Here is a 24,608-nt window from a genome sequence, read left to right on the forward strand (position 1 = left end):
GCAACTAGCGTCGTCGCCATGGACTTCACCATTCACCAGACCTTCCTCCCGCACAACGACCCGGAGGCCTCCCTGGCCTTCTACCGCGACAACCTCGGCTTCGAGGTCCGCAACGACGTCGGCGACGGCACGATGCGCTGGATCACGGTCGGCCCCGCCGGCCAGCCCGGCACGTCCGTCGTCCTGCACCCGCCGGCCGTCGCGCCCGGCATCACCGAGGGGGAACGCCGCACCATCATCGAGATGATGGCCAAGGGCACCTACGCCAGCATGATCGTGGCCACCGCCGACCTCGACGGCGCCTTCGCGCGGCTGCGGGACGGCGGCGCCGAGGTCGTCCAGGAGCCGACCGAGCAGCCGTGGGGGATCCGCGACTGCGCCTTCCGCGACCCCGCGGGCAACATGATCCGCGTCAACGAGCTGAGCTGAGGGTCACCGATGACACAGAAGCAGCAGCGCAAGAGCGGTACGCCGGGGCCGGTGTCACGGTGGATCCAGCGGAGGATGAACGCCCGGATGAGCCGCAAGATCCGGCGCGGCCAGGGCTCGTTCATGGGCATGGACGTACTGATCCTGAACACGGTGGGCCGCCGGAGCGGGCAGCCGCGGCAGTCGCCCTTGGCCTGGTTCGCCGACGGCGAGGAGTCCTGGCTGATCGTCGCGTCGGGCGGCGGGAGCGAGCACCCGGACTGGCACGCCAACCTGATGGCGCACCCCGAGCGGGCGTCGGTCGAGTTCCCCGGCCGCGACGCCCAGCCGGTGACGCCGCACCGGCTCGACGGCGCCGAACGCGAGGAGGCCTGGCAGCGCATCACCGCCGCCCAGCCCCGCTACGGCAAATACCAGGCCAAATCCGACCGGGAATACCCGGTGATCCGGCTCACCCCACGGTGACCGGACGTCTGATCACCCCTTGAGGCCGGTGGTCGAGATGCCCTCGGTGATGCGTCGCTGGAAGATCAGGAAGAAGCCCAGGATGGGGATCAGCGACAGCACCGCCATCGCGAGCATCAGCCCCCAGGTGGAGCCGCCGCTGGAGTCGAGGAACGCCCTGAGCGCCAGGGGCACCGTGTACGTGGACACGTCGCTCAGATAGACGAGCTGGCTGAAGAAGTCGTCCCAGGTCCAGATGAAGGTGAAGATGGCGGTCGTGATCAGCGCGGGCCGCGACAGCGGCAGGATGATCCGCCAGTACACCAGGACGGGCCCGCACCCGTCGATGCGGGCCGCGTCGTCCAGCTCGCGCGGCAGCGACCTGATGAACTGCACCATCCAGGCTGCCGCGCCTGGCGTACTCGCCCAGGTAGGAGTAGTCCATCTGGATCACGTCGGGGGCGTTGCCGCCGGCGGTCTGGGTGGCCAGCTTCTCCCAGTAGCCCTCCCATCCGGAGAACTGGGTCTTGACCTGGACGCCGGGCTTCTTCTTCTTGAACGCGTCGATGGCCTTCTGCGTCGCGGTGTGCCGCGTCGTACTGCCCCACCAGGCGAACTGGAGGCCGGCGCCCGAGCTTCCGCCTCCGGCGCAGCCGGTCAGGGCGAGGGCGGCCGCGGCGGCGCCGGTCTGGAGGAAGCCACGTCTGCTGAGATCTCTCATGCGGGGGGTGTCCATCCCGTATTTCAAATATTTAACTCGGGACGTTAATTGCCGCACCACAAGACGTCAACGCCTGGCGTCAACGATTGTGGCTTCGAGACGATCCGACCTCTAGAGGTCTTGACCTTGATGCCGTGCGGAAATACCGTTCATTGGTGCCCGATACATCCGATCTATCCGCGGCGAGCGAGCCGTCCAGGCGCGAGTTACTCGGCGCCGCGCTGGCCGCCCCCGCGCTCGGCGGAGGCGGCGGTCCGCTGCTCCATGACGAGATCGACTGGGAGCGCTTCCTGGCCGACGCCGACCTGGTGTGGAAGCGGATGCCCCAGACCTGGTACGAGGGGCCGTTCCTCGGCAACGGCTTCCTCGGCTCCGGCATCTACGCGCAGCAGGGCGCCAACGCCGTGCGCTTCAACCTGCAGCACAGCGAGGTCCAGGACCACCGCCCGGAGTACGGCGCGCTGTTCGGCCTGGCCCGGCTGCCCATCGGCCACCTCACGCTGGAGCCCGTCGGCGCGATCACCGGCGTCGACTGGCGGCTCGACCTGTGGAACGCCGAGCTGACCGGCGCCATCACCACCGCCTCCGGCAGCCTGGAGATCAGGGCGTTGATCCACAACGACCGCTCCGTGCTGGCCGTCGAGGTATCGCCCAGCGACGGCGAGCGCGACTTCCGGTGGACCTTCCACCCCGAGGAGGCCGTCAGCCCCCGTGCCGACCCGATCTTCAACCGGCCGGCTCCGCCCGGCTACACCGCCAACCCCGCCCCGTCCGTGACCCGCCACGACGACCTGGAGCTGATCACCCAGCCGCTCCTGTCCGGCGGCGCGCACGCGACGGCCTGGCAGGAGGTACGCCGCGGCGCACGGCGTACCCTCTACGCCGCGGTCGCCTGGTCGTTCCCGCAGGACACGGCCGGCGACGAGGCGGTCAGATCGGTACGCTCGGCGGCGCGGCTGCCCGTCGACGCGCTGGCCGCCGACCACCGGCGCTGGTGGCACGGCTACTACCGCAAGAGCTTCCTGTCGCTGCCCGACCAGCGGACGCAGGGCTTCTACTGGATCCAGCTCTACAAGGTCGCCGCCGCCGCGCGCAAGGACGCGCCGCCGATGGCGACCACCGGCCCGTGGCTGGAGCCGACGCCGTGGCCGGCGACCTGGTGGAACCTCAACGTGCAGCTCGAATACTGGCTGATCCACGGCTCGAACCACCTGGAGCTGGACGCGGTCACCAGGAGCCTGTCGCAGTACCGGCAGAACCTCATCGACCAGGTGACGTTTCCCGACGACTCCGCGGGCATCCCCCGCACCACGGACATGACGCTCGACAACGGGTCCGGCCTCGGCAACAGCGGCTACCCGGTGGGCGTCCCCGGCCAGGCCAACCCCGTGCCCGAGGTCGGCAACCTGACCTGGGCGCTGCACAACGTCTGGCTGTCCCACCGGCACACGATGGACACCCGGATCGTGCGGGACGTGCTGTTCCCGCTGCTGCGCCGGGCGATCAACTACTACCTGCACTTCCTGGAGCCGGGCTCCGACGGGAAGCTGCACCTGCCCGCCACGTTCTCCCCGGAGTACGGGGTCAACGCGCCGGACACGAACTACGACCTGGCGCTGATCCGCTGGGGCTGCCGGACGCTGGTCGAGTCGGCGCGGCTGCTGCGCGTGCGCGACCCGCTGCTGCCGAAGTGGCAGGAGGTCCTGGCGAACCTGGCCGCGTACCCGGTCGACGGAAACGGCTTCATGATCGGAGCGGGCGCGCCGTTCGCCAAGTCGCACCGGCACTACTCCCACCTCCTGATGATCTATCCCCTGTACCTGGTCACGTGGGAGCAGGAGGACCAGCGCGCGCTCATCGAGAGGTCGCTCAAGCACTGGATCAGCTTCGAGGGCGCCCTGCAGGGCTACAGCTTCACCGGCGCCGCCTCGATCTCCGCTCAGATGCTGCGCGGCGACGACGCCCGCTTCTACCTCGACGAGCTGCTGCGCCGCTTCGTCAAGCCCAACACGATGTACCAGGAGAGCGGCCCCGTCATCGAGACGCCGCTGTCCGCCGCCCAGTCCATGCACGACATGATCTGCCAGAGCTGGGACGGCGTCATCAGGGTCCTGCCCGCCATGCCGGCCGCCTGGCCCGACGTCACCGTGCACAACTTCCTGACGCAGGGGGCGTTCCTGCTGTCGGCCGCCCGCCGCGGCGGCCGCACCGATTTCGTCCGGCTGGTTTCGCTGGCCGGGGCGCCGTGCCGCGTCCGCACCGGCATCGACGGCCCCTTCACCGTACGGAGCATCGGCCGCAAGGTGCCGTGGCGGACGCTGCCCGGCGGGGACATCGAGCTCGACCTGCGCCGCGGCGAGGAGGTCCTGATCCAGGCCCGGGGCGACGCGGTGATCCGCCCGGTGACCCCGACAAGCCAGGCCCGCTGGGGTCTGCCGGCTTAGGGGCCGACCCGGCCGCATTCCGGAAGGTTCGCCCATACAATCCCCATCGGGGGTGGGCGATGGCGACACGTTCCAGGGGCACCACCGCGTTACTCGCCGTCGCGGCGGGAGGGGCTTGGCTGCTGGTCGCCGACGTTCTGGGGGCCGGTCAGGCCGCCATCTGGCGACACGGCCCGATCATGATGCTCGGCGCGCTGGTCGGCATGTCGTTTCTCGCGGCCGGGGTCGTGGCCTGGCGGGAGCATCCGCATAACCGGGTCGGCCCGCTCATGGCCGTGCTCGGGCTCGCCTGGATTCCCCAGCAGCTGCTGTTCCTCCCCGGCAGGGATCTGTGGGCGCTGGCGTTGTGCGGCGCGTGGGCGGGGGTCGCCTGCCATCTGTTCCTCGCCTTCCCCACCGGCAGGCTGGGCCTCGTGTCGTACCGGGTGGTGGCCGGCCTGGCGTACGCCGCCGCCCTCCTGCTGCCCTCGGCCCAGGCCCTCACCTACCTCCCGCTGCCCCCGCCGCTCTGGCATTTCGCCGCCGCGCTCGATGCCTCGTCCTGGCAGGTGACCGTCCTCTTCGCCGGCACGGTGCTCGCCCTCACGGTCAAGCGCTGGCGTCAGGCGAGCGTGGCGCAGCGGCGGGCGGTCGCGCCGGTCACCGGCGCGTCGATGCTCGCCACGGCCGCCTTCGCCGCGGACCGCCTGGCCAACCTGGTCGATCCGAACCCGCTGCAGCTCCCCCTCGCGCTCGTCATGCTGATCGCCTTCATGGCGGTCCCGCTGGCGTACCTGGCCGGCCTGATGCGCAGCCGGATGGACCACGGCCGCGTGGCCGACCTCGTGGTACGGCTGAGCAGGCGCGAACGGCCGGAAAAGCTGCGTGACGAGCTGGCCGCCACCCTGCGGGACCCGGGTCTGACCGTCGGCTACTGGACGGCCGAGCAGGGCGGATACGTGGATGCCGACGGCCGCCCGGTCGACCTCGACCCGGGGCCGAGCAGGGTCGTCACCCGCGTCGACCAGGGCGAGGCGCCGCTCGCCGTACTCGTGCACGACGTCGCCCTCCTCGAACAGCCCCTTCTCGTCGAGGCCGCGTGCGCCGCCGCGGCGCTCGCCCTGGAGAACGAGCGCCTCACCGCGGACCTGCGGGCCCGCCTGCGGCAGCTCGCGGCCTCGCGGCGGCGGATGTTGCAGTGGGGCGAGGCCGAGCGCCGCAGGCTCGAACGCGACCTGCACGACGGTGTGCAGCAGCGGCTGCTGTCGGTGGCGATGACGCTCGGGCTGGCCGAGGCCGGCACCGACCCCGGGCGGGTCGCGCCGCTGATCGGCGAGGCCAAGACGGCGGTGCTGGCCGCGCTGGACGACCTGCGCGCGGTCAGCCACGGCATCCACCCGCCGGTGCTGACCGAGCGCGGCCTGTCGGGCGCGGTCAAGGAGCTGGCCGCGGTCGCCCCCATGGCCGTCACCTGTGACCTGGCGCTGGACGAGCCGCTGCCGCAGGCCGTGGAGAGCGCGGCCTACTACATCGTCAACGAGGCCCTGGCCAACGTGACCAAGCACGCCGCCGCGTCGAAGGCGTGGGTACGGCTCGCCCAGGGCGGCCGCCGCCTCCTGGTCGAGGTGGGCGACGACGGCGTGGGCGGGGCCGATCCCGCGCTCGGCTCGGGGCTGGCCGGGCTCGCCGACCGCGCCGAGGCCAACGGCGGCAGGCTCACGATCGACAGCCCATCGGGGAAGGGAACCGTGCTGAAGGTGGTCCTGCCGTGCGCGTAGCGATCTGCGAGGACTCCACGCTGTTCCGCGAGGGCCTGGCCCGGCTGCTGACCGAGTCCGGGTTCGCGGTGGCGGCGTGCGTCGAGCACGCCGACGAGCTGCTCGCCCATGTGGCGAAGGACCCGCCCGACGTGGCCGTGCTCGACATCCGGCTGCCGCCCACGCACACCGATGAGGGGCTGCGCGCCGCGGTCACGTTGCGAGAGCGGCATCCGGAGGTGGGGGTGCTGGTGCTGTCGCAGTACGTACGGGTGAGCTACGCGGTCGAGCTGCTCGGCGGCCGCACGGAGGGCGTGGGCTACCTGCTGAAGGACCGGGTGTCGGACCTGGCCGAGTTCGCCGCGGCCATCCGCCGGGTGGGGTCGGGCGGGTCCGCGCTGGACCCGGTCGTGGTCGAGCAGCTCGTCGGCCGCCACCGGCAGCCCGGCGACCCGCTGCGCATGCTCACCGAGCGGGAGCGCACCGTGCTGCGGTTGATGGCCGAGGGGCGCACGAACATGGCGATCGCCGAGCTGCTGGTCATCGCCGAGCGCACCGTGGAGAAGCACTGCACCAGCATCTTCGCCAAGCTCGGCCTGGAGGCGAGCCCGCACGACCACCGGCGGGTGCTCGCGGTGCTGCGCTACCTGAACGCCTGAGGGGTGCGGGTAACCGTACCTTCCGGTGGGTGCCAGCCGGGTTCCGCTTCCGGCGGCCATCGCGAAGGATCGGATCAACGGAAGGAGCATGCTCATGGTGGCGGTGGACGCTGGGGTGCGGCGGCTGCTGGCGGACTCCGGGGAAGCACGCACATGGGTGAGCCCTCGGGCGGACCTGGTCATGGCGTTGCTCGGTGTCTGGTTCGGCGTCGGGCTGATGATCGACGCTTGGGCGCACAGCAACCTGGCCGAGCTGGAGACGTTCTTCACGCCGTGGCACGCGGCGTTCTACTCGGGGTTCGCGGCGGTGTCGGGGTGGATCATCTGGCAGGTCTACCGCAACGTGCGCGCCGGCCGGAGCGGGCCGGCCGCGGTGCCGAACGGGTACCTCGCGGGGTTGATCGCCATCCCGGGGTTCGCCGCGTTCGGGTTCGTCGACATGATGTGGCACACGTTCCTGGGCATCGAGCAGACCATCGACATCCTGTTCAGCCCGTCCCATCTGGGGCTGATCGTGACGATGATGCTCATCATCACGACCCCGCTCCGCTCGGCCTGGAACGCCCCGGACATCGGGGAGCGGCCCCGGCTGTCGCGGCTGCTGCCCGCGCTGATCGGGCTCGGCTTCGGCACCACGCTGGTGTCGCTCTTCGTGTCGTACGGCAACGCCATGCAGCGGAGCGCGAACGGCATCGTCCAGGACTTCTCCGCCCTGGAGGACGGCGGCGCCGGCATGCTGGCCGCATCGATGATCATCACGAACGTGGTGGTGCTCGCTCCCGTGCTGTTCCTCCAGCGGCGCTGGCAGCTGCCGTTCGGGAGCGTGACCGTGCTGTCCGCGGTGGGCATCCTGATGCCGGGCGCGCAGACAGCCTTCCGCAACCTGCCGATCCTGCTGACGTTCGTCGCCGCCGGGCTGGTCAGCGACCTGCTGATCCGGTGGCTGCGGCCCTCGCGGGAGCGCCGGGGGGCCTACTGGGCCTTCGCCGGCCTGTCGGCGTTCGCCACCTGGTCCCTGTACATCGCGGTCGCCTCCGTGGTCGCCGGGCGGCTGCCCGTCGTACCCGAGCTCTGGACCGGGGCCCCGATCGTGGCCGGTCTGGTCGGCCTGGCCCTCGGCGCCCTGTTTCTCCCGAACGCGATGCCCGCGGAGGCTGGCGAGTCCGGCGCCCGGCAGGCATGATCCGGCTTCTCTGCCTGGTCGGCCTGCTGGTGGTGGTGCTGGCGTCGCCGGCGGCGGCGCACGACGTCAAGGCGGGGGCGGACCTGCGGATCGCGCAGACGATCGCGGGCGCGGAGCTGACCCTGGTGGTCAAGGCGACGACCCGGGTGCCGGGGCCGCTGCGCGTCGAGGTGATCGGGTTCCCGTCCGCCCCGACGCTGGACCTGCGGCTCCGGTCGGTGACCGACGGGCGTGTCGTGACCGGCACGGTGGCGCCGGGCCGCCCCGCCCAGCTGCGGGTGGAGGAGACCGGGCCGCACGAGCTGACCGTCGGCGCCGGGGGCGAGACCGCGGTGATCCCGTTCCGGGTCCTGGTGGACCGCGGCTCCGGGTGGGAGTTCCTGATCTACGGCGGCCTGTTCGTGGCCGGTCTGCTGCTGGTGGGCGCGCTGCTCACCGGCGCGTTCAACCGGCGCGGCCGGTCGGCGTTCGTGGTGACCGCGGTCGCGGCCGCGGGGCTCGCGGTGGCCGCGTTGATCGTGGTGCTCGATCCCTGGCTGCCCGCCCGGTCGCCGGACGGCGCCGAGCCGCGTCCCACGGACTCGGTGATTGGCCGGCCGTACGTGCAGCGGGTCGTGACCACGGTCCCCGCCGGCCCGGCCGCGGGCGAGGAGTTCGTGGCGCGCGTGGAGCTGTTCGACGGGGCCACCGGGCGTCCCGTCGACGACCTCACCATCCACCACGAGGCCATGGCCCACCTGGTGGTCACCAGCGAGGACGGCAGCTACTTCCGCCATGTCCATCCGCTGCGGACCGCGCCCGGCCGCCTGGAGGTACGGCTGCGTGCCGACCGCCCCGGTCGCTATCTCACCTACGTCGAGCTCGAACGCACCGACTCCGGCGGCCAGCTCCTCACCGGCGCTTTCACGGTCACCGGGTCGGCGAAGCCCGCGGCCTCATCCGACCCGGCGATCCAGGACGCCGCCGCCGGGGCGGTCACGGTGACGCCCGCCGTACCGCAGGCGGGGCGGGCGGCCAGCATCGAGGTGGCCACCAGCGGCACGCCGCGGCCGTGGCTCGGGATGGCGGGTCACCTCATCGTGCGTGGCGCGGACGGCGAGTTCCTCGGCCACGTCCACGAGATGGGGACGCCCGGCAGCCGGTTGCGCTTCACGTTCAGCTTCCCCGCGCCGGGCCGCTACCTCGCCTGGGCGCAGTACGCGACGGACCGCGGCATCACCACCGTGCCCTTCACCGTGGAGGTCCCCCGATGAAGCAGGTCAAGGGCCTGAGGCTGCTGGTGCTCGCCGGGCTCGTGGCGGTCGTGGTGGCCGCGTTCGTCATCGCCCGCACCTCGGGCGCGGACCCGGTGACCACGACGGGAGCCCGCTACGCCGTCACCGTCACGGCCGACCGGAGCGCGGTCGACATACGGGTGGACCGGGGCGAGGCCGACGCGGTCACCGTCGCCGCCGTGATGCCCACCATGGGTCACGCGATGCCCGAGGCCACCGCCAGGAAGGCCGCCCCCGGCCACTTCGTCGTCGAGGGCGACCAGTTCTCCATGAACGGCGCGTGGGAATTGTCCATCCGCCTCGCCGGCGTCTCCGGCGAGGAAACCCTCACGCTCAACGCTCTCGTCACCGACTAGCCCTGCGGGACGTCCTTGACCCACACGATCCCGTCGTACCCGGACAGTTGGGCCGGGTCCAGCGAGGCGTAGCCGAACCAGGGGGAGACGCGGGGGGCGGGCGGCGCGTCGCCGAGGGTGGCGGCCAGCCGGCCGGTGTCGACGACGTAGCGGTCCTCCGGCAGCGCGTACAGGAGCCCTTCGAGGGTGTCCGGCGGCGGGGCGTCCACTCCCTGGTGCCGGATCGTGCCGAGGGCGGTGGCCAGGAAGGCGTAGTCCTTGCCCAGATGGGCGCTGACGATCGCGCCGGCGCTCCACCACTGCACCGGCCCTTGCCACATCTGCATCGTGGCCTTTTCCCGCTGAAGATGGAGGTTGTGGGAGCAGACCAGCGCCGGGCCCCGCTCGGTGGCGGCGAGGAGGTTGGCGGCGATCATCGAGTCCCGCACGCTGCACAGCCGCACCATGCGGCTCGGTGAGGTGTCGGCCATCGCGAAGTGGTAGCGCAGCAGGCCGGTGGCGGCGCGGCCGTACAGGCGCGCCCGGTCCCAGCCGTCCCGCGAGGTCGCCGCGATCAGGTGCGGTGTCTGCGCGTCGAGCAGCGCCACCAGGTCGTCGGCGAGCACCCGCAGCTCCTTGGCCTCGGCCGACTGCCCCACGGACTCGGCCGGATCCATCATCACGGCGGGATTGGTCCACCGGTCGTCTGCGCCGATCAGGCGGTCGAGCGTCTCCGCGGTGCAGGGGAGCAGGTCGGCGTCCACCCAGGCCGCGAGGTAGCCGTGGAGCGCGGTGAGAGCCTGCCGGGGGCTCGAGGCGGCGCTGATCTCCGTCGGGGCGTCGGCACCGGCGAAGCGCACCCGCTCGGACGCGGGCCGGCCTTCGTTGTACGCGCGCATCCAGCGCACGAGCTCGCGGTTGCCCGCGTCCGCGCCCCACTCGTGGCTGAAGCCACGCTCCATGACCTCGTCGAGGGTGCCCGTGCCCGAGGTGACGTAGTCGTCCACGACCAGGCCCATCAGGCAGTCGCTCTCGATCGCGATCGTCCGGTAGCCCTCCTGCTCGACGAGCTGCTGGAAGAGCTCGTTCCGCACCTTGAGCAGGAGGTCCGCGCGGTGGGTGGGCTCGCCCAGACCGAGCAGCCGCGGGCGGGTCGGGAGCAGCCCCAGGACGGTGGCGGCTTCGACGGCATGGGTGGTGTCCTTGATGTCGGTAACCATGCCTTAAACGGTATCGTTGAACCTCCGATATAAGCTTTTCGCGGAACTCCGAGGATTATGGGACAAAACCTTCAAACGGTGGCTGAGGCAGCCACTCGGAGGTAGTGGGCCCAGTAGCCCTGCCAGGGGCCGTAGCGCTCGGCCAGCGCGCGCAGCTCGGGCTCGCCGTACGCCCGGCCGTAGACCCGCTGGACGGACGACTTCAGCTCCTTGTCGATCGGCGCCTCGTCCATCCGGCCGAGACCGCGGATGAGGATGAAGTTCGCCGACCACGGCCCGATGCCGGGCAGGCCCAGGAGGAAGCCCTTGACCTCCTCGTACGGCCCGTCGCGCAGGAACGGCTCGGACACCTCGGCCCAGCCGCGCAGGGCGGCGTGCAGCCGTACGCCCTTGCGCGGGTCGCCCACCAGGGCGGTCAGCCGCTCCTCGGGGACGGCCAGGAGCTGGTCGAGGTCGGGGAAGGCGCCGTGCTCGTTGCCGACGTGCCCGACCAGGGCGGCCTTGGCCCGCGAGGCGACGGACATGGGTGTGCGCTGGCACAGGATGGCCCAGACCAGGTTCTCCAGGGGGGAGGGGAACTTGACCTGGTGGTAGCCGCGCAGCCGGGAGACGACCTGGGCGAAGCGTTCGTCGGCGCGGGCGTAGAAGGGCGACAGGTCGTCGTCGAGGCTGAGGTGGAAGCGGACCCGGTCGGCCAGCGCGTCGAGGCCGGGGGTGAGCTCCAGCCCGGCCTCGGTGGCGGTGACGCGGGCCAGGACCGTTTGCCCCGCCACCCGGAAGGCCTTGGTCAGGGTGCCGGCCGTGAGCCGCTGCTCGCCCGAGGTGGGCGGGAAGCGGCGCAAAAAGGCGAGCGAGGCGGCGAAGTCGAAGGGCTCGCGTGGGGTGAGGATCACGGTTGTCCTCCGGCAAGTTGTCGCAGGATGGTGACGAGGCCGGGCGCGTCGGGCACGGCCCGGAAGAACTCGGCGTCCGCCCGCTCCACCTCTTCGACGGCTCGCCGGGCCAGGTCGGCGCCCTGATCGGTGACGCGCAGCAGGCGGGCGCGGCTGTCGGCGGGGTCCGGCTCGCGGACGAGCAGGCCCTTTTCCTCCAGCCTACGCACGACCTGGGAGGTCATCTTGACGTCGGCGTCGGCGAACGTGGCGACGGCGAGCTGGTTGGGCAGCTCGCCGCGCCGGTTGAGCCACTCAGTGCTGGCCAGCAGCACGAACTGGACGTGCGTCAGATCGAAGGGCGCCAGCGCTGCGGCGATGGCCCGCTGCCAGCGCAACGTGGTCCGCCAGAGCAGCAATCCCGGGCTGTCGTCGGGCGCGAGCGCCATCTCAGGACGCCTCGGCCAGCTTGATCAGGGCGGACATGGCGTCGGGGACGTCGGAGGTGACCATCGGGCCGATCTCCTCGGCGCCCGGTCCGGTGATCTCGACGCGGTGGGTGACGCGGGTGCCGGTGCCGGTCTCCTCCAGCTTGTGGATGAAGCGCAGGGTCAGCTCCCCGACGACGGTCTCGTCGGTGAACAGCTCGTCGGTGACCAGCTCGACGATGCGGAAGCGGACGGTGTCCTGGCCTTCGGGGGTCATGGTGCCCTCGGTGCCCACCTCGAAGGGGCCCTCCAGGTTGATCTGGAGGAGGCTGGTGTCCCACGCGGTCCAGCCGTTGACGTCGGCGTAGAGGGCCCAGACGGCCGCGGCAGGGGCGGTGGTGTCCATCGTGTGCTCGTAGGCGTACATGTCGCGTTCCTCCGGGGGTTGATCCGTGCGCAGACTATCTACGCGTAGACTATATCTCCTGGAGTTGGCGGGTGATGGAGGGGTCGGTGATGGCGGTGTCGTTCGCCAGCAGGAAGGCCTTGCTGAGGATGAGCGCCAGCCGGCCGTCCTCCTCGAACGGCAGGAACAGCCCGGCCTGGGGGGCTCCCGCGGCAACGATGCACAGGTAGGCGTCGTCGGGTTCCATCAGGATGTTCGCCGACCCCAGGTGGATCTTGTAGGTGCGCAGATCACCCCGTACCACTAGGAAACGGTCGGTGATGGTGCAGCGGCCGGCGATGGCCGTACGCCCGATCAATCGCGACAGCGCGTCGCGGCGCACCTCGGCGGAGGGCGGCAGGGCCGCGAACGAGCCTGTGCGCCAGTAGTCCCGCAGGTGGTCCGGCCCCTGGTCGGCCCACTGGGGATCGCTCGTGATCGAGGCGACGGCCACGAACAGGTCCACGTCCCGCATGGCCTCGCTGAACACCAGCGCCGGGACCTCCGTCAACGGCGCCTGCTGCCACCTGCCCCCGGTCAGCCGTTGGAAGTGGACCTGGCCGGTGCTCGCGTGGTGCTCGTCGTACAGACCGTGATCCAGGATCACCCGCCACCGTCCGCTCGCCAGCACCCGGTGGGCCTCACCGTCATAGCCGCCGTCCCACTGCCCGAGGAAGGGCGACTGCCAGCCTCGCTGTTTGAACAGCGCCCGGAGCCTGCGGTAGTCCACCACGTGCCCGTCGAACCGACAGGAGTAGGTCCCGCTCTCCTCCTCGGCCGGGGTGAGCAGGTAGACCTCGCGGAAGGCCTGCTTGAACGGCTGGCGCAGCTCCTTGCCCTGCACCACCTCCCGCCAGGTGCGGACCTCCTCCACCGACGCGCGGGCCGGATGCCACAGCCGTACGGGTACGTCCGGCACGATCATCCCCAGCTCGCTGCGCCACACGCCGGGCGAGACCTCGAACTCCCAGATCAGCCGGTCGGTGACCGAGCGGCCCTCCAGCTGCCGGTAGGGCGCGGCCGTCTCGCCGGTGTATCCGGCCTCCAGCGCCCTGAACAGGGTCGCCTGCTGCTGCATGGTCTGCTTGGCCAGCTCGCGCAGCCGCTTGACCTCGTCGGGGTGCTCCCGCTTGACCGCCGCCGGGACCGCCTTCAGCTTCTTGTCGCCGTGCCACCACGACAGCTCGACCTCGCCGTCGGTCGAGATCACCGCCGTGTGCTCGCCGAACGCCTGCCGTACGCGCCCGTCGGGCAGCCTGAACGCCACCTCCAGCCGCTCGGCCAGGGCGGGCTCGATGCGCTTGAACATGCGATCCAGCTGCTTGGGCACCCCGGCGTGCCGGGTGACCTGGCGCGCGGCGCGCAGCGCGGAGATCGCCTCGGGCGTCGGGTGGTCCTTCACCGCGCGGCCGATCTCGAACAGCAGCGCCTGGGAGGGCGGGGTCTTGGCCTGGGTGGGCGCCACGGCGATCCCGCGCAGCAGCGTGTCCAGCAGCGCGGGCAGCCAGGGCTCGTCCCGGAAGAGCGCCAGCCGCACGGCCCGGCCGAGGGCCGACTTCTCCCCGTCGTCGAACGCCTTCTCCGCCTTGTAGGCAATCTCCCCGGCGTGGATCGCCGCGACGCGGGCCTCGGCCGTCTCCAGAGCCGTCCGGGCGAAGTCGAGGTAGCCGGGCAGGCCGTCGAGCCATTCGATCACGCCGCCGGGCGGCGAATCGTCCCACCGCACCCGCACCGCCTCGGCGAACAACGCCCGGCGCTCCACGTCCCAGCCGAGCAGCACGTCCATCTCGGCGACCGCGATCGGCCCGCACCCCTCGGCGAGCCGGTCACGCACTTCGGCGTCCATGCCCGCCAGCCCCGCCGCCACCAGCGCGGGGAAGCGTTCGTACGGCCGTGTCCCGTCCTCCGGCAGCAGGAACGCGACCAGCTCGCGAGCCGGCTCGACCAGCTGCTGCCTGGCGCGCTCGTCGATCGCGTACTGCCCAGCTGCCGAGCCGCCGACGCCGGTCAGCCCGACGTTCAGCTGGGATGCGTCGGGCCAGTACGTGGGGTCGTTCGCGGTGCCGGTGATCAGAGCCAGCAGGCGCTGCGCGAGGGGGGAGAGGTGCATGCCGGTGGGTCCTGTCAGAAGTCGATCTGGCGGATGATGGACGGGTCGGTGACGGCGGCGTCGGCGGCGTCGGCGGCGTCGGCGGCGTCGGCGGCCAGGAGGAACGCTTTTGGCAGCCCGGCCGGGGCGTCGCGCCGGACCTCGGCGCTCTCGGTCAGCGGGACCGGCGAGCCACCGGGCGGTTCCTCGGCGGCCACGTCAGCCTCCGACCAGCGGGACGAGCTTGACGAAGGAGACGACGGGGTCGGCGATCAGGTCGATCTCATCGTCCAGATCCAGGATCTGCCGGTCACCGACCAGCAGCAGGAAGCCGTTGCGGGCGAACGCGGCCTCGGCGGCGTCGGCCTGCCTCTCCCAGTCGAGCCTGCGCGCGGTCCGCATCCGGTAGCCGTTCAGCTCGGCCTCGGCGTCGGTCGGTCTGACCAGGCCGCGGAAGTGGTGGGAGGGGGAGGCGTTGTGGCGGGCCACCTCCTCGCGTACGCGCAGCCGTACCAGCTCCCGGGCCGAGATCCGCTCGGGCAGCTCGGGCACGGAAAACTCCTCCAGAGCCCGGCCGGTCGCGGTCTCGTCGCGAAACGTCACTGATGCCATCGAACATCCTGCTTCCATGAAGATCAGGTGGTGCGGCAATCTATAGCAGCGGCGAACGACAGAAACGCCGGTGGCGGCGGGCTTGCCTTGTCCTCGTGCGTCGCCCAGGCGATGACGGCCATTACCAAGAGGCCGGCGACCGCCGAAGCCGCCCCCCCACGACAGGAACCGCGATCGCAGATGGGCATGCCGGGCCGACCCCCACGCGAGGACCACAGAGCCGGACGCCAACGCCACAGGAATAGCCAGGACACAATAGAGCAGCATCAAGCCTATGATCACGGGGGGGATTGTACGCAGCGTCGCCCGGCGAATTAAGATACTTCTACCCTCCCCCGTGAAAGAGGTCGACTGTGCGCGTGTGGAGGCTGTTCGCGGACTGGTTCTGGCGCGTGGACAGATCTCTGGGCGGTGACGCGGAGCCGCACCGCGGCCAACGCTTTTCCGCGGCCCACCCCCTGCGCCTCGGCCTGATCATGGGGCCCGCTTTCGGTGCTCTGCTCGGCCTTATCCTGCTGGTCATCGCCATGGTCGGCTGGGGGCGCCCTCTCACCCCGACCACTCTGCTCCTCTCTCTCGGCCTCTCGCTTTTCGTCGGGTTGTTCTTCGTGGCCCTGGGCTACTTCGAACGCCGGCGCCAGCGCCATTACGGCCACTATCAGGAGTCATAGCTCCGGTCGCGACCCTCTTATGAAGTGTCAATTGTCAATCGAAGCTTCCGTGCCAAACTGGTTCTTTCGACTCTCGGGCTGGCCGGGCTCGCCATTCCGAGCGTGGCCGGAGTGATACTCGGACACCTGGCCTTCTGGCGTGCGAATCATCTCAACGGAAAGGGAAGGGCCGTTTCCATCACGGCGATGATCGTCGGCTACGTGGGCATCGCCATTTACGCCACGATCTTCGTCCTGTGGAACATCCTCCTGTGGAACTTCTGACCGAGTCGACCGGCCGGCGGAGCCACCCGTGCGCGGTGCCGACTGGTCGTCCGAGTCCGTGAATACGGCGGACGCCTCCGAGCCGTCCCCCGGTCCCGCACCCGGGGAACGCTGACAGCCTTAGCCACAGCAGGGGGTGCGGTTGTCGCCGGTGCCATGGGGGCCGCCGCCGACATCGCCACAGGGCTCGGCAGAGGCCGGCTGGCCTTGGCGGTCCTGATCGCAACGATCATTCTCGCCGTTGGCTGGGTAGCAGCCTCCTCGGGCTGGTCGTCGGCTTCCACTTCGACCTGCTCGCCTCATGACGCCCGCGTCACCTCAGCCCGCGACGGCCTTGGCGTAGTGGAACACCTCGGGTGGGAGCGGGTGGTCCAGGCGCCACACGAAACGGACGGGTCGCTCGCCCTCGTGGCTCACGTACCGCATGGGCCCCGCGTACGTGTACGGCGGAGCGCCCAGCCCGTCGTCGCGTTTGGACTGCCGGACCAGGAGATGGACCGTGGACTCACCCGTCAGATAGCGGCGGGCGGTGGCGGTGGAGGACCGCAGCGTGCTCTGCGACTCCCACTGGAACAGCTCTTCGCTGATCGCCCGATCGTGGTAGAGCGTGGTGGGGGAGTAATGGTCCTCGGATTTGTCGATGGTGACGAAGAACAGGTCCGCCCGGTGCTCAGGGACGTACTTGACCCCTTCCCGCATGTGCGCGGGCCGGTCGATGCCGAAGGCGGCCAGCACCTCGTTCTTGCTGTAGCGGGCATGGACGCGCAACGGTACGACAGGGTCCAGCGGCGGGGCGACGTGCCGGATTCCCGAGCGGAGCACGTCCGCCAGTTCCCCGAGCTCCGCGGCCCGAGCACCGGTGAGCCGCGCGAGGCGGGCTTCCATGCCGGAGACGGGCTCGGTGCCGCCCCACAACATCGCGTCGAGCATGGCCATGAGGCGTAGCCCGCGCGGCGACCGGGGAGCCCGGCCGGCCAGCACCTCGCTCACAAAGGTCAGCCGCTCGACGTCGTCGATGTGCAGCATGCGGCCGAAGGCGCGCCCGAGCCCCTCGTCCGGGGCGGCGGCGTCGAGCCCCGCGGTGTGCCGCAGGGAGGCCCAGCCCTGGCGGCGCCGGTAGAGGTCCTCCACGTCCAGCCCGGTCTCCCGCAGAAACCCGGACATACTGACGTCGCCCAGCTCGCGGAGCTCGCGCGCCAGATCCCGCCAGTTCAAGCTGAGCGCCTGCCGTACGTTCTCGAGAACCAGCCGGCGCACGTCGCGGTCCAGGTCGATCACGCACCCCGCCGGCAGCGTCGGGAACCCTTGCTCGACCTCCCGCGCGATCCCCGTACGGCTCGCCCCGGTGAGCGCCCGATAACGGCGATCGAACCGGAACTGCTTGTGCTGATGCCCGACGAAGTCGAGCACGGTCAGGCACGGCTTGTCATCGGCGAGCCGCAGCCCACGCCCGAGCTGCTGCAGGAAGACGGTGGCGCTGTCGGTGGGCCGCAGAAAGAGCACGGTGTCGATCTCCGGAACGTCGACGCCCTCGTTGAAGAGGTCAACGGTGAACACCGCGTTGATCCGGCGCTCCCTCAGGTCACGCAACGCCTGGTCACGCTCGTCGTTCCGGCTGTGCGCGGTGACGGCCACCGACGGGAGCCCCGCCCGGGTGAACCGGTCGGCCATGAACCGGGCGTGGTCGATGCTCACGCAGAACCCGAGGGCCCGCATCCGTCCGACATCGCCGACCTTCCGCTGCAGCGTCTCCAGCACCACGGCGGCGCGCCGGTCGTTGCCGGTGTAGACGTTCGAGAGCTGGCCGAGGTCGTACCCCTGACCCCGCCGCCAGCCGATCCGGCGCAGGTCGGTGCCGTCGTGGACGCCGAAATACTGGAACGGGGCCAGCAGCCCGCGCTCCAGCGCCTCCCACAACCGCAGCTCGGCGGCGATCCGGCCGTCGAACCAGTGCTTGATGTCCTGCCCGTCGGCGCGTTCCGGCGTCGCGGTCAGCCCCAGCAGCACTTTGGGCCGCACTGTGGACAGCAGGCGCTGGTACGTGGCGGCCTCGGCATGGTGGAACTCGTCCACCACCACCATGTCGAACCGGTCCGGCTCCGGCAGCGGATTGGCGTGCAACGTCTGGACCGAGGCGAACACGTGCCGCCACTGCTCCGGCCGGGCGCCGTCGACGTACAGCTCGCCGAAGGTCTCGTCCCGCATCACCTGCCGGAACGTGAGCAGGCTCTGCCGCAGGATCTCCTTGCGGTGGGCGACGAACAGCAGCGACTGCGCCTGCCCGGCCGCCCGCAGCCGCCGGTAGTCGAGCGCGGAGACCACGGTCTTGCCGGTGCCGGTGGCCATGACGACCAGGTTCCGCCACCGGTCGTGGATCTGCCGCTCGGCGGCGAGCTCGTCCAGAATCTCCCGCTGGTAGGAGTACGGGCGGACGTCGACGTGCGCGAAGTCGAGCACGACCGCCCGGCCCCCGGCCCGCTCGGCGGACAGGGCGCGGTCGAGCCGCTCGGCGTCCTGCGCCGGATCGTAGGGCTCGAACGACGGATCGCCCCAATAGTCGTCGAACGTGGCCGCGAACGTGTCGATCAGGTGCGGCTGCTCGGCCTGAGCGAGGCGTACGTTCCACTCCAGCCCATGGCTGAGGGCGGTGCGCGACAGGTTGGAAGAGCCCACGTAGGCCGTGGACAGGCCGTTGTCCCGATGGAACAACCACGCCTTCGCGTGCAGCCTGGTCATCCGCGTGTCGTAGGAGACGCGGATCTCGCCGCCCATGGCCGCCAGCCGGTCGAGGGCCAGGCGGTCGGTGGCGCCGATGTACGTGGTGGTCACCACCCTCAGCCGGCCGCCCCGCGCCACGAACTCCTCGATCGCCTCGGCCAGCACCCGCACGCCGTTCCACTTCACGAACGCGCACAGCAGGTCCACCCGATCGGCCGAAGCCAGCTCGCGCCTGAGCTCATGGCCGATCTCCGGCTGTCCGCGGCCGTTGACCAGCAACGCGCTGCCGGTGAGGGGGATCACGGGCCGCGCGGGGAACCGTACCCGACCGGCCGCGTCCCGATCCCGGCTCCTGGCGACGCCCAGCAGCTCCTCAGCGGCCTCCAGGAGTTCCTCGGGCGAGGCGGCCTCGGGCACCAGGTCGCCGATGAGGTCGGCGACCCGGTTGACGATCTCCACCTGCCGCGCCAGCCGTACCGCATCGTTCTCGCCCCGTACGGAGCGCAGCGCCCGGCGGGTGAGCGCGGCCAGATGCCGGGCCAGCGTCTCGTGGGAGTCGGCGATGTCCAACGACCGCCGGTCGATCAGATCGCGATCAGGAACGGCACGCAGCAGCCCGTCCAGCTCACGGGTGATCAGATGCTGGTAAACGCCCGGCTGAAGATCGCTCACCTCGGCGACTATAAGCCGCGGCCGGCCACCGCGACATACGGAAAATCGCTTTACACTGGCCGATCGTGGACTGGATCGAGCGGGTCGCCGAGATCCGGCGCTGGACCAGAGGCGGCGAGCGCGCACCGCACAAGCCGCTCCTCCTCCTGTACGCCCTGGGCCATTTCCAACGGCACGGCAACCGGCCCATCCCGTTCAGCGCCGCCGAGGCCGAGCTCAAGAAACTGCTCAAGGAGTACGGCCCGCCCCGCGACACCAGCCCCGGCTACCCCTTCCACCATTTGACGAACGACGGCCTCTGGCTGGTCGACACCCGCCACGGCCCGGGCAGCCCGGGCCCGGAGCTGGGCCGCCTCCGCGACAGCCAGGCCGCCGGCCGCCTCCACCCCGACCTGGCCCGCGCCCTGTCGGAGGAGCCCGGCCTGCTGGGACGGATCGCCCGCCACCTCCTGGACGCCAACTTCGCCCCATCCCTCCACAAGGACCTGTGCCTGCTGACCGGCCTCGACCTGGAACCGGGCGAGGCGCTCAGGACACCGCCGGTCGCACGCCGCGACCCGGGCTTCCGCGACCGGGTGCTCATGGCGTACGAGTACTGCTGCGCGTTCTGCTCCTACGACGGCTGGCTGGACGGCGCGGCGGTGGGCCTGGACGCCGCGCACGTACGCTGGTGGGCCTTCGACGGGCCCGACGACGTGGCGAACGGCCTGTGCCTGTGCGCAATCCACCACAAACTATTCGACAAGGGCGTCCTCGGCCGGACCATCGCCGTCTCGGCCAGGTTCGTGGGCCGGTCGGAGTCGTCCCGCGACATGGTGCTCTCCCTGTCCGGCCGCCCCGCCCGAAACCCCCAGCCGGGCCTGGCCGCGGTCGAACGGGACCACATCAGCTGGCACAGCCGCCAGGTCTTCCGCACCCCCGCCCGCGGCTGACACCACCAGGCCGCCCTCCGATGCGTATCAGCTCCGGTCTTGCAACCGGGGAGCCCAGGGCGACGTCGTGATGCCCTTCGGCCCGATCGATCCCGCGGAACACGCTCACCTGTGACCGTCCCTTCCTTCCTCCCCCGAGACGACTCCGGCTGTGTTGCCGCAGCCCCTGGCCGGGCGGCGCGGCGCCCACACGCCTGACGACCCGATCCGTCTCCACGCACCGACGTCGTGGGTGTCTTCACCAAGCCCGAAGCGGCCGTCCTGGTCGCAGCCCACGACGACCCAGCAGAGCCTCACGCGAGAACTGTGAGGCTAACGCTTGCTCTTGCGCGTCCGATGTACGCATGGAAGGGGCGCCGCTATGCCTGATTACCCTGTGCAAGGTTATGAACTGACTGTCTGGGTCAACGACCTCACCAAAGTGCCGGCGACGACCGGGATGGTCGCCGAGATGGAGCTCATATCTTGGAGCTACCCGGGTGCCGGCCCGGCGCCCTTCAAGCTCCAGTTGCAGTTCTACGCCGAAGGAGTCCCTCTTTCTCCGCCGGGGCTCGAAGGAGCGGGCTACCCCTTCGCCGTCGCGGCGATGCCGGCGTCGCATCTGAGTACGATGCTCCAGCTGTTGTCCGCTCCTGGCCTGGTGGTTCGGCTGAGTGAAGACGCCTTGGCGCCCGAGCCGGCTCCCGTGAATGTGCAGTTCTACGTGCCGCCGCACGACATTTGAAGGCGCGAGGGTACGGCGCCCCTGACGCGGTGCAGCCGTACGGGGCCCGGAGCGAATCCTGCTTGCCAGACAGACCGTTGACAGCCGAACATGACGACCAAACGCATGGTTCGGAGCGCGTGACCGTGATCCCCCAAGGGCAGCAGGAAGGTCTGCGATGACCGTTCTCGACTTCCACGTGGAGATCAGCGGCGAGCACGGCGGCTATCAGGTCGTCGTACGGGCGCCTGACGGCAGCGAGGCGGCGACGCCCCTGCGCCTGCCTCCGCAGGGTGAACTGGAGCAGCTCCTGGCGCGTATCCCTGACGCCGTCATCGCCTCCTCGGCCCGTGTGCGTCGCAGCGCGGTTGGTGAAGAGATCCCCGTGCAGCGACTCGGACGCCTGCTGTTCGACGCGTTGCTGTCCCGCGACGGCGACGGGAGAGCGCTGCTGCTGGCCAGCCGACAGCGCGCGGCCCGTGAGGATCGAAGGCTGCGCATGGTCCTGCACGTCAACGCGCCGACGCTGGCCAGGCTGCCCTGGGAGTTCTTGTACGACGCCGGCGAAGAGACGTACCTGTGCTTGGCGTCCCCGCTGGTGCGCTACCCCCAGGTGCTCGCCCCGCGTCGCCCGCTGCAGGTGGTTGGCCCCCTGCGGATTCTGTGCATGATCGCCCGCCCGGACGACCAGCAACCAGTCGCGGTGGAGGAAGAGCGCCGCCGCATGCATCAAGCCATGGCCGACCTCCAGGCGCGTGGCCGGATCGAGTTGGGCTGGGTGGCCGGGCAGACCTGGCGCGACCTGCGCCGCGCACTGCGTCCGGCGATTGGCGGCCCCTGGCACGTCTTCCACTTCATCGGCCACGGAAGCTTCGACGGCGCCACGCAGCAGGGCACGTTGGCTTTGGCCGACGAGTATGGCGGCACTCGCGGGCTGGGCGCGGACGACCTGGCCATGGTGCTCAACGGGCATCCCAGCCTGCGCCTGGTGGTGCTGAACGCCTGTGAGACCGCCCGCACCAGTCAGGACAACGCCTTCTCCAGCGTCGCGGGCTCGCTGATGCGTACCGGCATGCCGGCGGTGCTGGCCATGCAACACCCCATTTCCGACCCAGCCGCTGTCGAGTTCGGCCACGCGTTCTACGAGGGCCTCGCCGAACACCTGCCCGTGGACGTCGCGGTGATGGAGGCCCGCCAGGCCATCAGGCTTGCCTTGCCCGGCACGCTGGAATGGGGTACGCCAGTGCTCTACCTGCGATCGCTCGACTCCTCCACCGCCCACCTGTTCGACCTCACCGTTCCCTCTCGGCCTCCGGCGACCGTGCCCCGTTTGGTGCAGCCGCCACCCCCGAGGCAGGCGCCCCCGCGAATCGACGCCGGCCGTGACCCGTTCCCGGCGCCTTCGACGCCCGTGCCTGCCGGCGATCGGCGGGTGAGCTTGGGGCCGGACATGGGACGGGGCAAGCTGCGCTTGTCAAGGTGGATTCTCGCTGTGATCGCGCTCGCCATGATCGCCATCGCCGGGGTCTTCTACACCTACACCTGGATCACCAACCAATACTTCGTGGGAGCCCGCGGCGATGAGATCGTGGTGTACCGCGGCGTCGACGCCACCATCGGGCCGCTCGAGCTGAAGAGCGTCGAATACGCCAGCGGCCGTTCCCTGTCCTCACTCTCGAAGGCCGACCGGACTCTGGTGCTGGCCGGCATCATTGTCACCAGCCGGGACGACGGGTTGAACAAGATCGCGAACTTGCCATTCCGGAAGGGGAGTTGATGACCGAGATCCCGGCCCTGCAGGCCGACATCTTCGTCGCCTCACACGCCACGTCGGCGCAGGAACAGCCGATCGTAGCCGCCTTGACCGCACTGGGACTGTCCACCCGGGTCAGAATGCTGCCCCCGCGCAGAGGCCCTGAGCAGCTGGAGTGGCTGATCCTGGCCGCTCTGCCGCTGCAGGCGTTCCTGAGCGGCCTGGGCACCAAGGTCGCCGAAGACGGCTACCGCGGACTCCAGAAGGCCGTGCGTGCGGTCATAGGTGGGCGCGGCTCCGTGCCCGACTCCGTCCCCGGCCGCCCAGTCGTGCTTCAGGACCCTGCCACCGGGCTGCAGATCGTTCTGGACACCGACCTTCCTGAAGAGGGCTACCAGCAACTCGTCACGCTCGATCTCACCCAGTTCGAGCTCGGGCCCGTCCGGTACGACCGCGTCCAGCGTCGCTGGCGTTCCGACCTCGACGAAGCTCGACCGCGCTGAAGGCAGGGGAGAGTTCGAACCCCGTTTATGGGCCGATCCCGTCAGATGATGCTGTCGAGTGCTCGAGGGTGCCGTCCCGGTTCCCGAAACGATGTGTATGCCTGCCTGGACTGCGCGGGGTCATCGAGCGGCTGATCCCCGCCGGCGTGGCGGTTGGTCTCGGCGATCACGTGGAGGAGGACGCGGTGGAGGGAGACGGGGTTGCGGTCGGCCGGCCACCAGGTGACCTGACCGGTGGCTTCCAGGGGTAGCTCCTCGATCGTGGCGTCCGCGTGGGCCCATGCGCGGTGGTAGAGGGCGATGACCTGCTCGCGGGACTCGTCGGGCGTCGCCCACATGTCCGCGTTCGCCTCGGCACCCTCCTCGAACCAGGGCAGCGGCTCGCCGTGCGGGCGGCCGAAGGTGTCGCCGAAATAGCCGAGCTCGATGCTGGCCAGGTGTTTGACCAGGCCGAGGAGGTTGGTGCCGGTCGGGGTCAGGGGGCGGCGGACGTCGTAGTCGGACAGGCCGTGGAGTTTCCACAGGAGGGATGCGCGGACGGCCTTGAGATAGTGATGGAGGTCCACTTACGGGTCCGATGTCTGCATGCCGGGCATTGTGCCAGGCAGTCGGGCAAGGAGGTCATGCGGCGGCGAGGCGCTGACGATCTCGCCGCCGGTGTTCGTGCCGTGCGGTCATGCCCTGTCGCGGTCGACCGGCAGGACCACTGCCTGCGCCTTTAGGCAGTGTCCGGGGCGTAGAGCGCGGCGATGTCCTTGGAGGCGGCCCACCGGCTGTAGGTGGGCGACTGCGGCCAGCCGTCGGGCGAGTCCTGCCACTCCTCCTGCCGCCCGTACGGCAGCAGGTCGATCAGCGCGAAGGTGTGGGTGAGCTGCTCGGTGCCCCGGCCGTTGGTGTGCCAGGTGCGGTACACGGTATCGCCATCGCGCAGGAACACGTTGACGGCGAAACCTTCGCCGGGCGGTGCGCCGACGTCGGTGCCGAACGGGCTGTTCGCGGTGGAGTACCAGGCCATCTTGTTCCCGACCCGCCGCTTGTAGGCGAGTGCCTCGTCGATCGGGCCCTGGGTGACGATGACGAACCGGGCATCGTAGTTGTCCAGGAACTCCAGCCGGGTGAACTGCGAGGTGAACCCCGTGCATCCCGGGCACTGCCACTCCTTGCCCGGGAACCACATGTGGTTGTAGACGATCAGCTGCCTCTTGCCTTCGAAGACGTCCGCCAGCCGAACCGGCCCGTCCTCGCCTTCGAGGGTGTAGTCCGGCATCTGCACCATGGGCAGGCGGCGGCGCTGGGCGGCGATGGCGTCGAGTTCCCGGGTCGCGGCCTTTTCGCGGGCGCGCAGTGCGTCGAGCTGTCGCTGCCAGGTGTGGGCGTCGACGACGGGCGGTAGTGCGTTCATGCTCATGGTCCCTCACTGATCAGGCGCTTGGCTTGCCGTGTACAGGGATAGACCCAGCCGGTTCGCCGAATTCATCGGTGGCCGGCCAATCCGATTGGA

At 70.5% G+C, this 24,608-nt stretch carries 24 protein-coding genes and 2 pseudogenes; 14 read left to right on the forward strand and 12 right to left on the reverse strand.

The genetic code is table 11. The features are described 5' to 3' along the window. Nucleotides 1–18: 18 nt before the first annotated feature. Nucleotides 19–429, forward strand: coding sequence for a VOC family protein (locus ACIBI9_RS38730; protein WP_397229837.1), 411 nt, complete (start codon nt 19–21; stop codon nt 427–429). Nucleotides 430–438: 9 nt separating this feature from the next. Next, nucleotides 439–894 carry a nitroreductase family deazaflavin-dependent oxidoreductase gene (locus ACIBI9_RS38735; protein ID WP_397229839.1) on the forward strand — a complete coding sequence of 152 codons (456 nt, stop codon included), beginning with the start codon at nt 439–441 and terminating at the stop codon, nt 892–894. 12 nt (nt 895–906) lie between these two features. On the opposite strand, the pseudogene ACIBI9_RS38740 reads toward ACIBI9_RS38735, so the two are convergent. Continuing rightward, nucleotides 907–1,281: pseudogene (locus tag ACIBI9_RS38740) on the reverse strand (carbohydrate ABC transporter permease); the annotation flags it as partial. 4 nt (nt 1,282–1,285) lie between these two features. Continuing rightward, nucleotides 1,286–1,609: pseudogene (locus tag ACIBI9_RS38745) on the reverse strand (extracellular solute-binding protein); the annotation flags it as partial. Between the two features lie 140 nt (nt 1,610–1,749). Here ACIBI9_RS38745 and ACIBI9_RS38750 point away from each other — a divergent pair. From ACIBI9_RS38750 to ACIBI9_RS38775, 6 genes are all read left to right on the forward strand, one after another. After that, nucleotides 1,750–4,038, forward strand: a complete 2,289-nt coding sequence (locus ACIBI9_RS38750) for a glycosyl hydrolase family 95 catalytic domain-containing protein (protein ID WP_397229841.1) — start codon at nt 1,750–1,752, stop codon at nt 4,036–4,038. 59 nt (nt 4,039–4,097) lie between these two features. Beyond that, the gene (locus tag ACIBI9_RS38755) at nt 4,098–5,795 is read left to right on the forward strand and encodes a sensor histidine kinase (protein WP_397229843.1); all 1,698 of its coding nucleotides are present in this window, start codon (nt 4,098–4,100) and stop codon (nt 5,793–5,795) included. Then, complete coding sequence (locus tag ACIBI9_RS38760; protein WP_397229845.1) at nt 5,786–6,433, forward strand: response regulator; 648 nt, start codon at nt 5,786–5,788, stop codon at nt 6,431–6,433. The genes ACIBI9_RS38755 and ACIBI9_RS38760 overlap by 10 nt, the downstream gene beginning before the upstream one ends. Before the next feature lie 94 nt (nt 6,434–6,527). Then, nucleotides 6,528–7,616, forward strand: coding sequence for a hypothetical protein (locus ACIBI9_RS38765; RefSeq protein WP_397229847.1), 1,089 nt, complete (start codon nt 6,528–6,530; stop codon nt 7,614–7,616). Next, entirely contained in the window at nt 7,613–8,869 is a 1,257-nt protein-coding gene (locus tag ACIBI9_RS38770) for a hypothetical protein (RefSeq protein WP_397229849.1), read from the forward strand. The genes ACIBI9_RS38765 and ACIBI9_RS38770 overlap by 4 nt, the downstream gene beginning before the upstream one ends. After that, the gene (locus ACIBI9_RS38775; protein WP_397229851.1) at nt 8,866–9,246 is read left to right on the forward strand and encodes a hypothetical protein; all 381 of its coding nucleotides are present in this window, start codon (nt 8,866–8,868) and stop codon (nt 9,244–9,246) included. The genes ACIBI9_RS38770 and ACIBI9_RS38775 overlap by 4 nt, the downstream gene beginning before the upstream one ends. Here the strand turns inward: ACIBI9_RS38775 and ACIBI9_RS38780 are convergent. The 7 genes from ACIBI9_RS38780 to ACIBI9_RS38810 all read right to left on the reverse strand — a co-directional run bounded on the left by ACIBI9_RS38780 (nt 9,243) and on the right by ACIBI9_RS38810 (nt 14,891). Next, entirely contained in the window at nt 9,243–10,445 is a 1,203-nt protein-coding gene (locus ACIBI9_RS38780; RefSeq protein ID WP_397229852.1) for an erythromycin esterase family protein, read from the reverse strand. The two genes, ACIBI9_RS38775 and ACIBI9_RS38780, sit on opposite strands and share 4 nt — an antisense overlap. A gap of 71 nt (nt 10,446–10,516) precedes the next feature. Beyond that, nucleotides 10,517–11,338 (reverse strand): DNA-3-methyladenine glycosylase family protein, encoded by an 822-nt coding sequence (locus ACIBI9_RS38785; protein ID WP_397229854.1) that lies wholly within the window; start codon nt 11,336–11,338, stop codon nt 10,517–10,519. Continuing rightward, nucleotides 11,335–11,766 carry a MarR family winged helix-turn-helix transcriptional regulator gene (locus tag ACIBI9_RS38790; RefSeq protein WP_397229856.1) on the reverse strand — a complete coding sequence of 144 codons (432 nt, stop codon included), beginning with the start codon at nt 11,764–11,766 and terminating at the stop codon, nt 11,335–11,337. The genes ACIBI9_RS38785 and ACIBI9_RS38790 overlap by 4 nt, the downstream gene beginning before the upstream one ends. Before the next feature lies 1 nt (nt 11,767). Then, nucleotides 11,768–12,172 carry an SRPBCC family protein gene (locus ACIBI9_RS38795; RefSeq protein WP_397229858.1) on the reverse strand — a complete coding sequence of 135 codons (405 nt, stop codon included), beginning with the start codon at nt 12,170–12,172 and terminating at the stop codon, nt 11,768–11,770. Nucleotides 12,173–12,221: 49 nt separating this feature from the next. Beyond that, nucleotides 12,222–14,300 (reverse strand): DUF4132 domain-containing protein, encoded by a 2,079-nt coding sequence (locus ACIBI9_RS38800; RefSeq protein WP_397229860.1) that lies wholly within the window; start codon nt 14,298–14,300, stop codon nt 12,222–12,224. Between the two features lie 14 nt (nt 14,301–14,314). Beyond that, the gene (locus ACIBI9_RS38805) at nt 14,315–14,497 is read right to left on the reverse strand and encodes a hypothetical protein (protein WP_397229862.1); all 183 of its coding nucleotides are present in this window, start codon (nt 14,495–14,497) and stop codon (nt 14,315–14,317) included. 1 nt (nt 14,498) lies between these two features. Then, nucleotides 14,499–14,891 (reverse strand): hypothetical protein, encoded by a 393-nt coding sequence (locus ACIBI9_RS38810; RefSeq protein WP_397229863.1) that lies wholly within the window; start codon nt 14,889–14,891, stop codon nt 14,499–14,501. Between the two features lie 359 nt (nt 14,892–15,250). Here ACIBI9_RS38810 and ACIBI9_RS38815 point away from each other — a divergent pair, with 359 nt between their 5' ends. Together ACIBI9_RS38815 and ACIBI9_RS38820 are read left to right on the forward strand one after the other, a co-directional pair. Continuing rightward, on the forward strand, nt 15,251–15,562 hold the full coding sequence (locus ACIBI9_RS38815) for a hypothetical protein (RefSeq protein ID WP_397229865.1): 312 nt from the start codon (nt 15,251–15,253) through the stop codon (nt 15,560–15,562). 102 nt (nt 15,563–15,664) lie between these two features. Then, complete coding sequence (locus ACIBI9_RS38820) at nt 15,665–15,826, forward strand: hypothetical protein (RefSeq protein ID WP_397229867.1); 162 nt, start codon at nt 15,665–15,667, stop codon at nt 15,824–15,826. Nucleotides 15,827–16,144: 318 nt separating this feature from the next. Here ACIBI9_RS38820 and ACIBI9_RS38825 read toward each other — a convergent pair whose 3' ends face one another. After that, nucleotides 16,145–19,216, reverse strand: a complete 3,072-nt coding sequence (locus ACIBI9_RS38825; RefSeq protein ID WP_397229869.1) for a DUF3427 domain-containing protein — start codon at nt 19,214–19,216, stop codon at nt 16,145–16,147. Nucleotides 19,217–19,281: 65 nt separating this feature from the next. Between ACIBI9_RS38825 and ACIBI9_RS38830 the strand changes: the two genes are divergently transcribed. The 4 genes from ACIBI9_RS38830 (at nt 19,282) to ACIBI9_RS38845 (ending at nt 23,107) form a co-directional block, all read left to right on the forward strand. Continuing rightward, the gene (locus ACIBI9_RS38830) at nt 19,282–20,148 is read left to right on the forward strand and encodes a phosphorothioated DNA-binding restriction endonuclease (protein ID WP_397229871.1); all 867 of its coding nucleotides are present in this window, start codon (nt 19,282–19,284) and stop codon (nt 20,146–20,148) included. Between the two features lie 361 nt (nt 20,149–20,509). Beyond that, nucleotides 20,510–20,872, forward strand: coding sequence for a hypothetical protein (locus ACIBI9_RS38835; protein WP_397229873.1), 363 nt, complete (start codon nt 20,510–20,512; stop codon nt 20,870–20,872). Between the two features lie 157 nt (nt 20,873–21,029). After that, nucleotides 21,030–22,628: a CHAT domain-containing protein gene (locus ACIBI9_RS38840; protein WP_397229875.1), complete on the forward strand. Its 1,599-nt coding sequence runs from the start codon at nt 21,030–21,032 to the stop codon at nt 22,626–22,628. After that, nucleotides 22,628–23,107: a hypothetical protein gene (locus ACIBI9_RS38845; RefSeq protein WP_397229877.1), complete on the forward strand. Its 480-nt coding sequence runs from the start codon at nt 22,628–22,630 to the stop codon at nt 23,105–23,107. Before ACIBI9_RS38840 ends, ACIBI9_RS38845 begins: the two co-directional genes overlap by 1 nt. A 41-nt stretch (nt 23,108–23,148) precedes the next feature. Here the strand turns inward: ACIBI9_RS38845 and ACIBI9_RS38850 are convergent, their stop codons facing one another. Both ACIBI9_RS38850 and ACIBI9_RS38855 read right to left on the reverse strand, forming a co-directional pair. Beyond that, nucleotides 23,149–23,673, reverse strand: coding sequence for a DinB family protein (locus ACIBI9_RS38850; RefSeq protein ID WP_397229879.1), 525 nt, complete (start codon nt 23,671–23,673; stop codon nt 23,149–23,151). Nucleotides 23,674–23,825: 152 nt separating this feature from the next. After that, the gene (locus ACIBI9_RS38855; protein ID WP_397229881.1) at nt 23,826–24,509 is read right to left on the reverse strand and encodes a DUF899 domain-containing protein; all 684 of its coding nucleotides are present in this window, start codon (nt 24,507–24,509) and stop codon (nt 23,826–23,828) included. Between the last annotated feature and the right edge of the window lie 99 nt (nt 24,510–24,608).

This window comes from Nonomuraea sp. NPDC050451 (assembly GCF_044458585.1).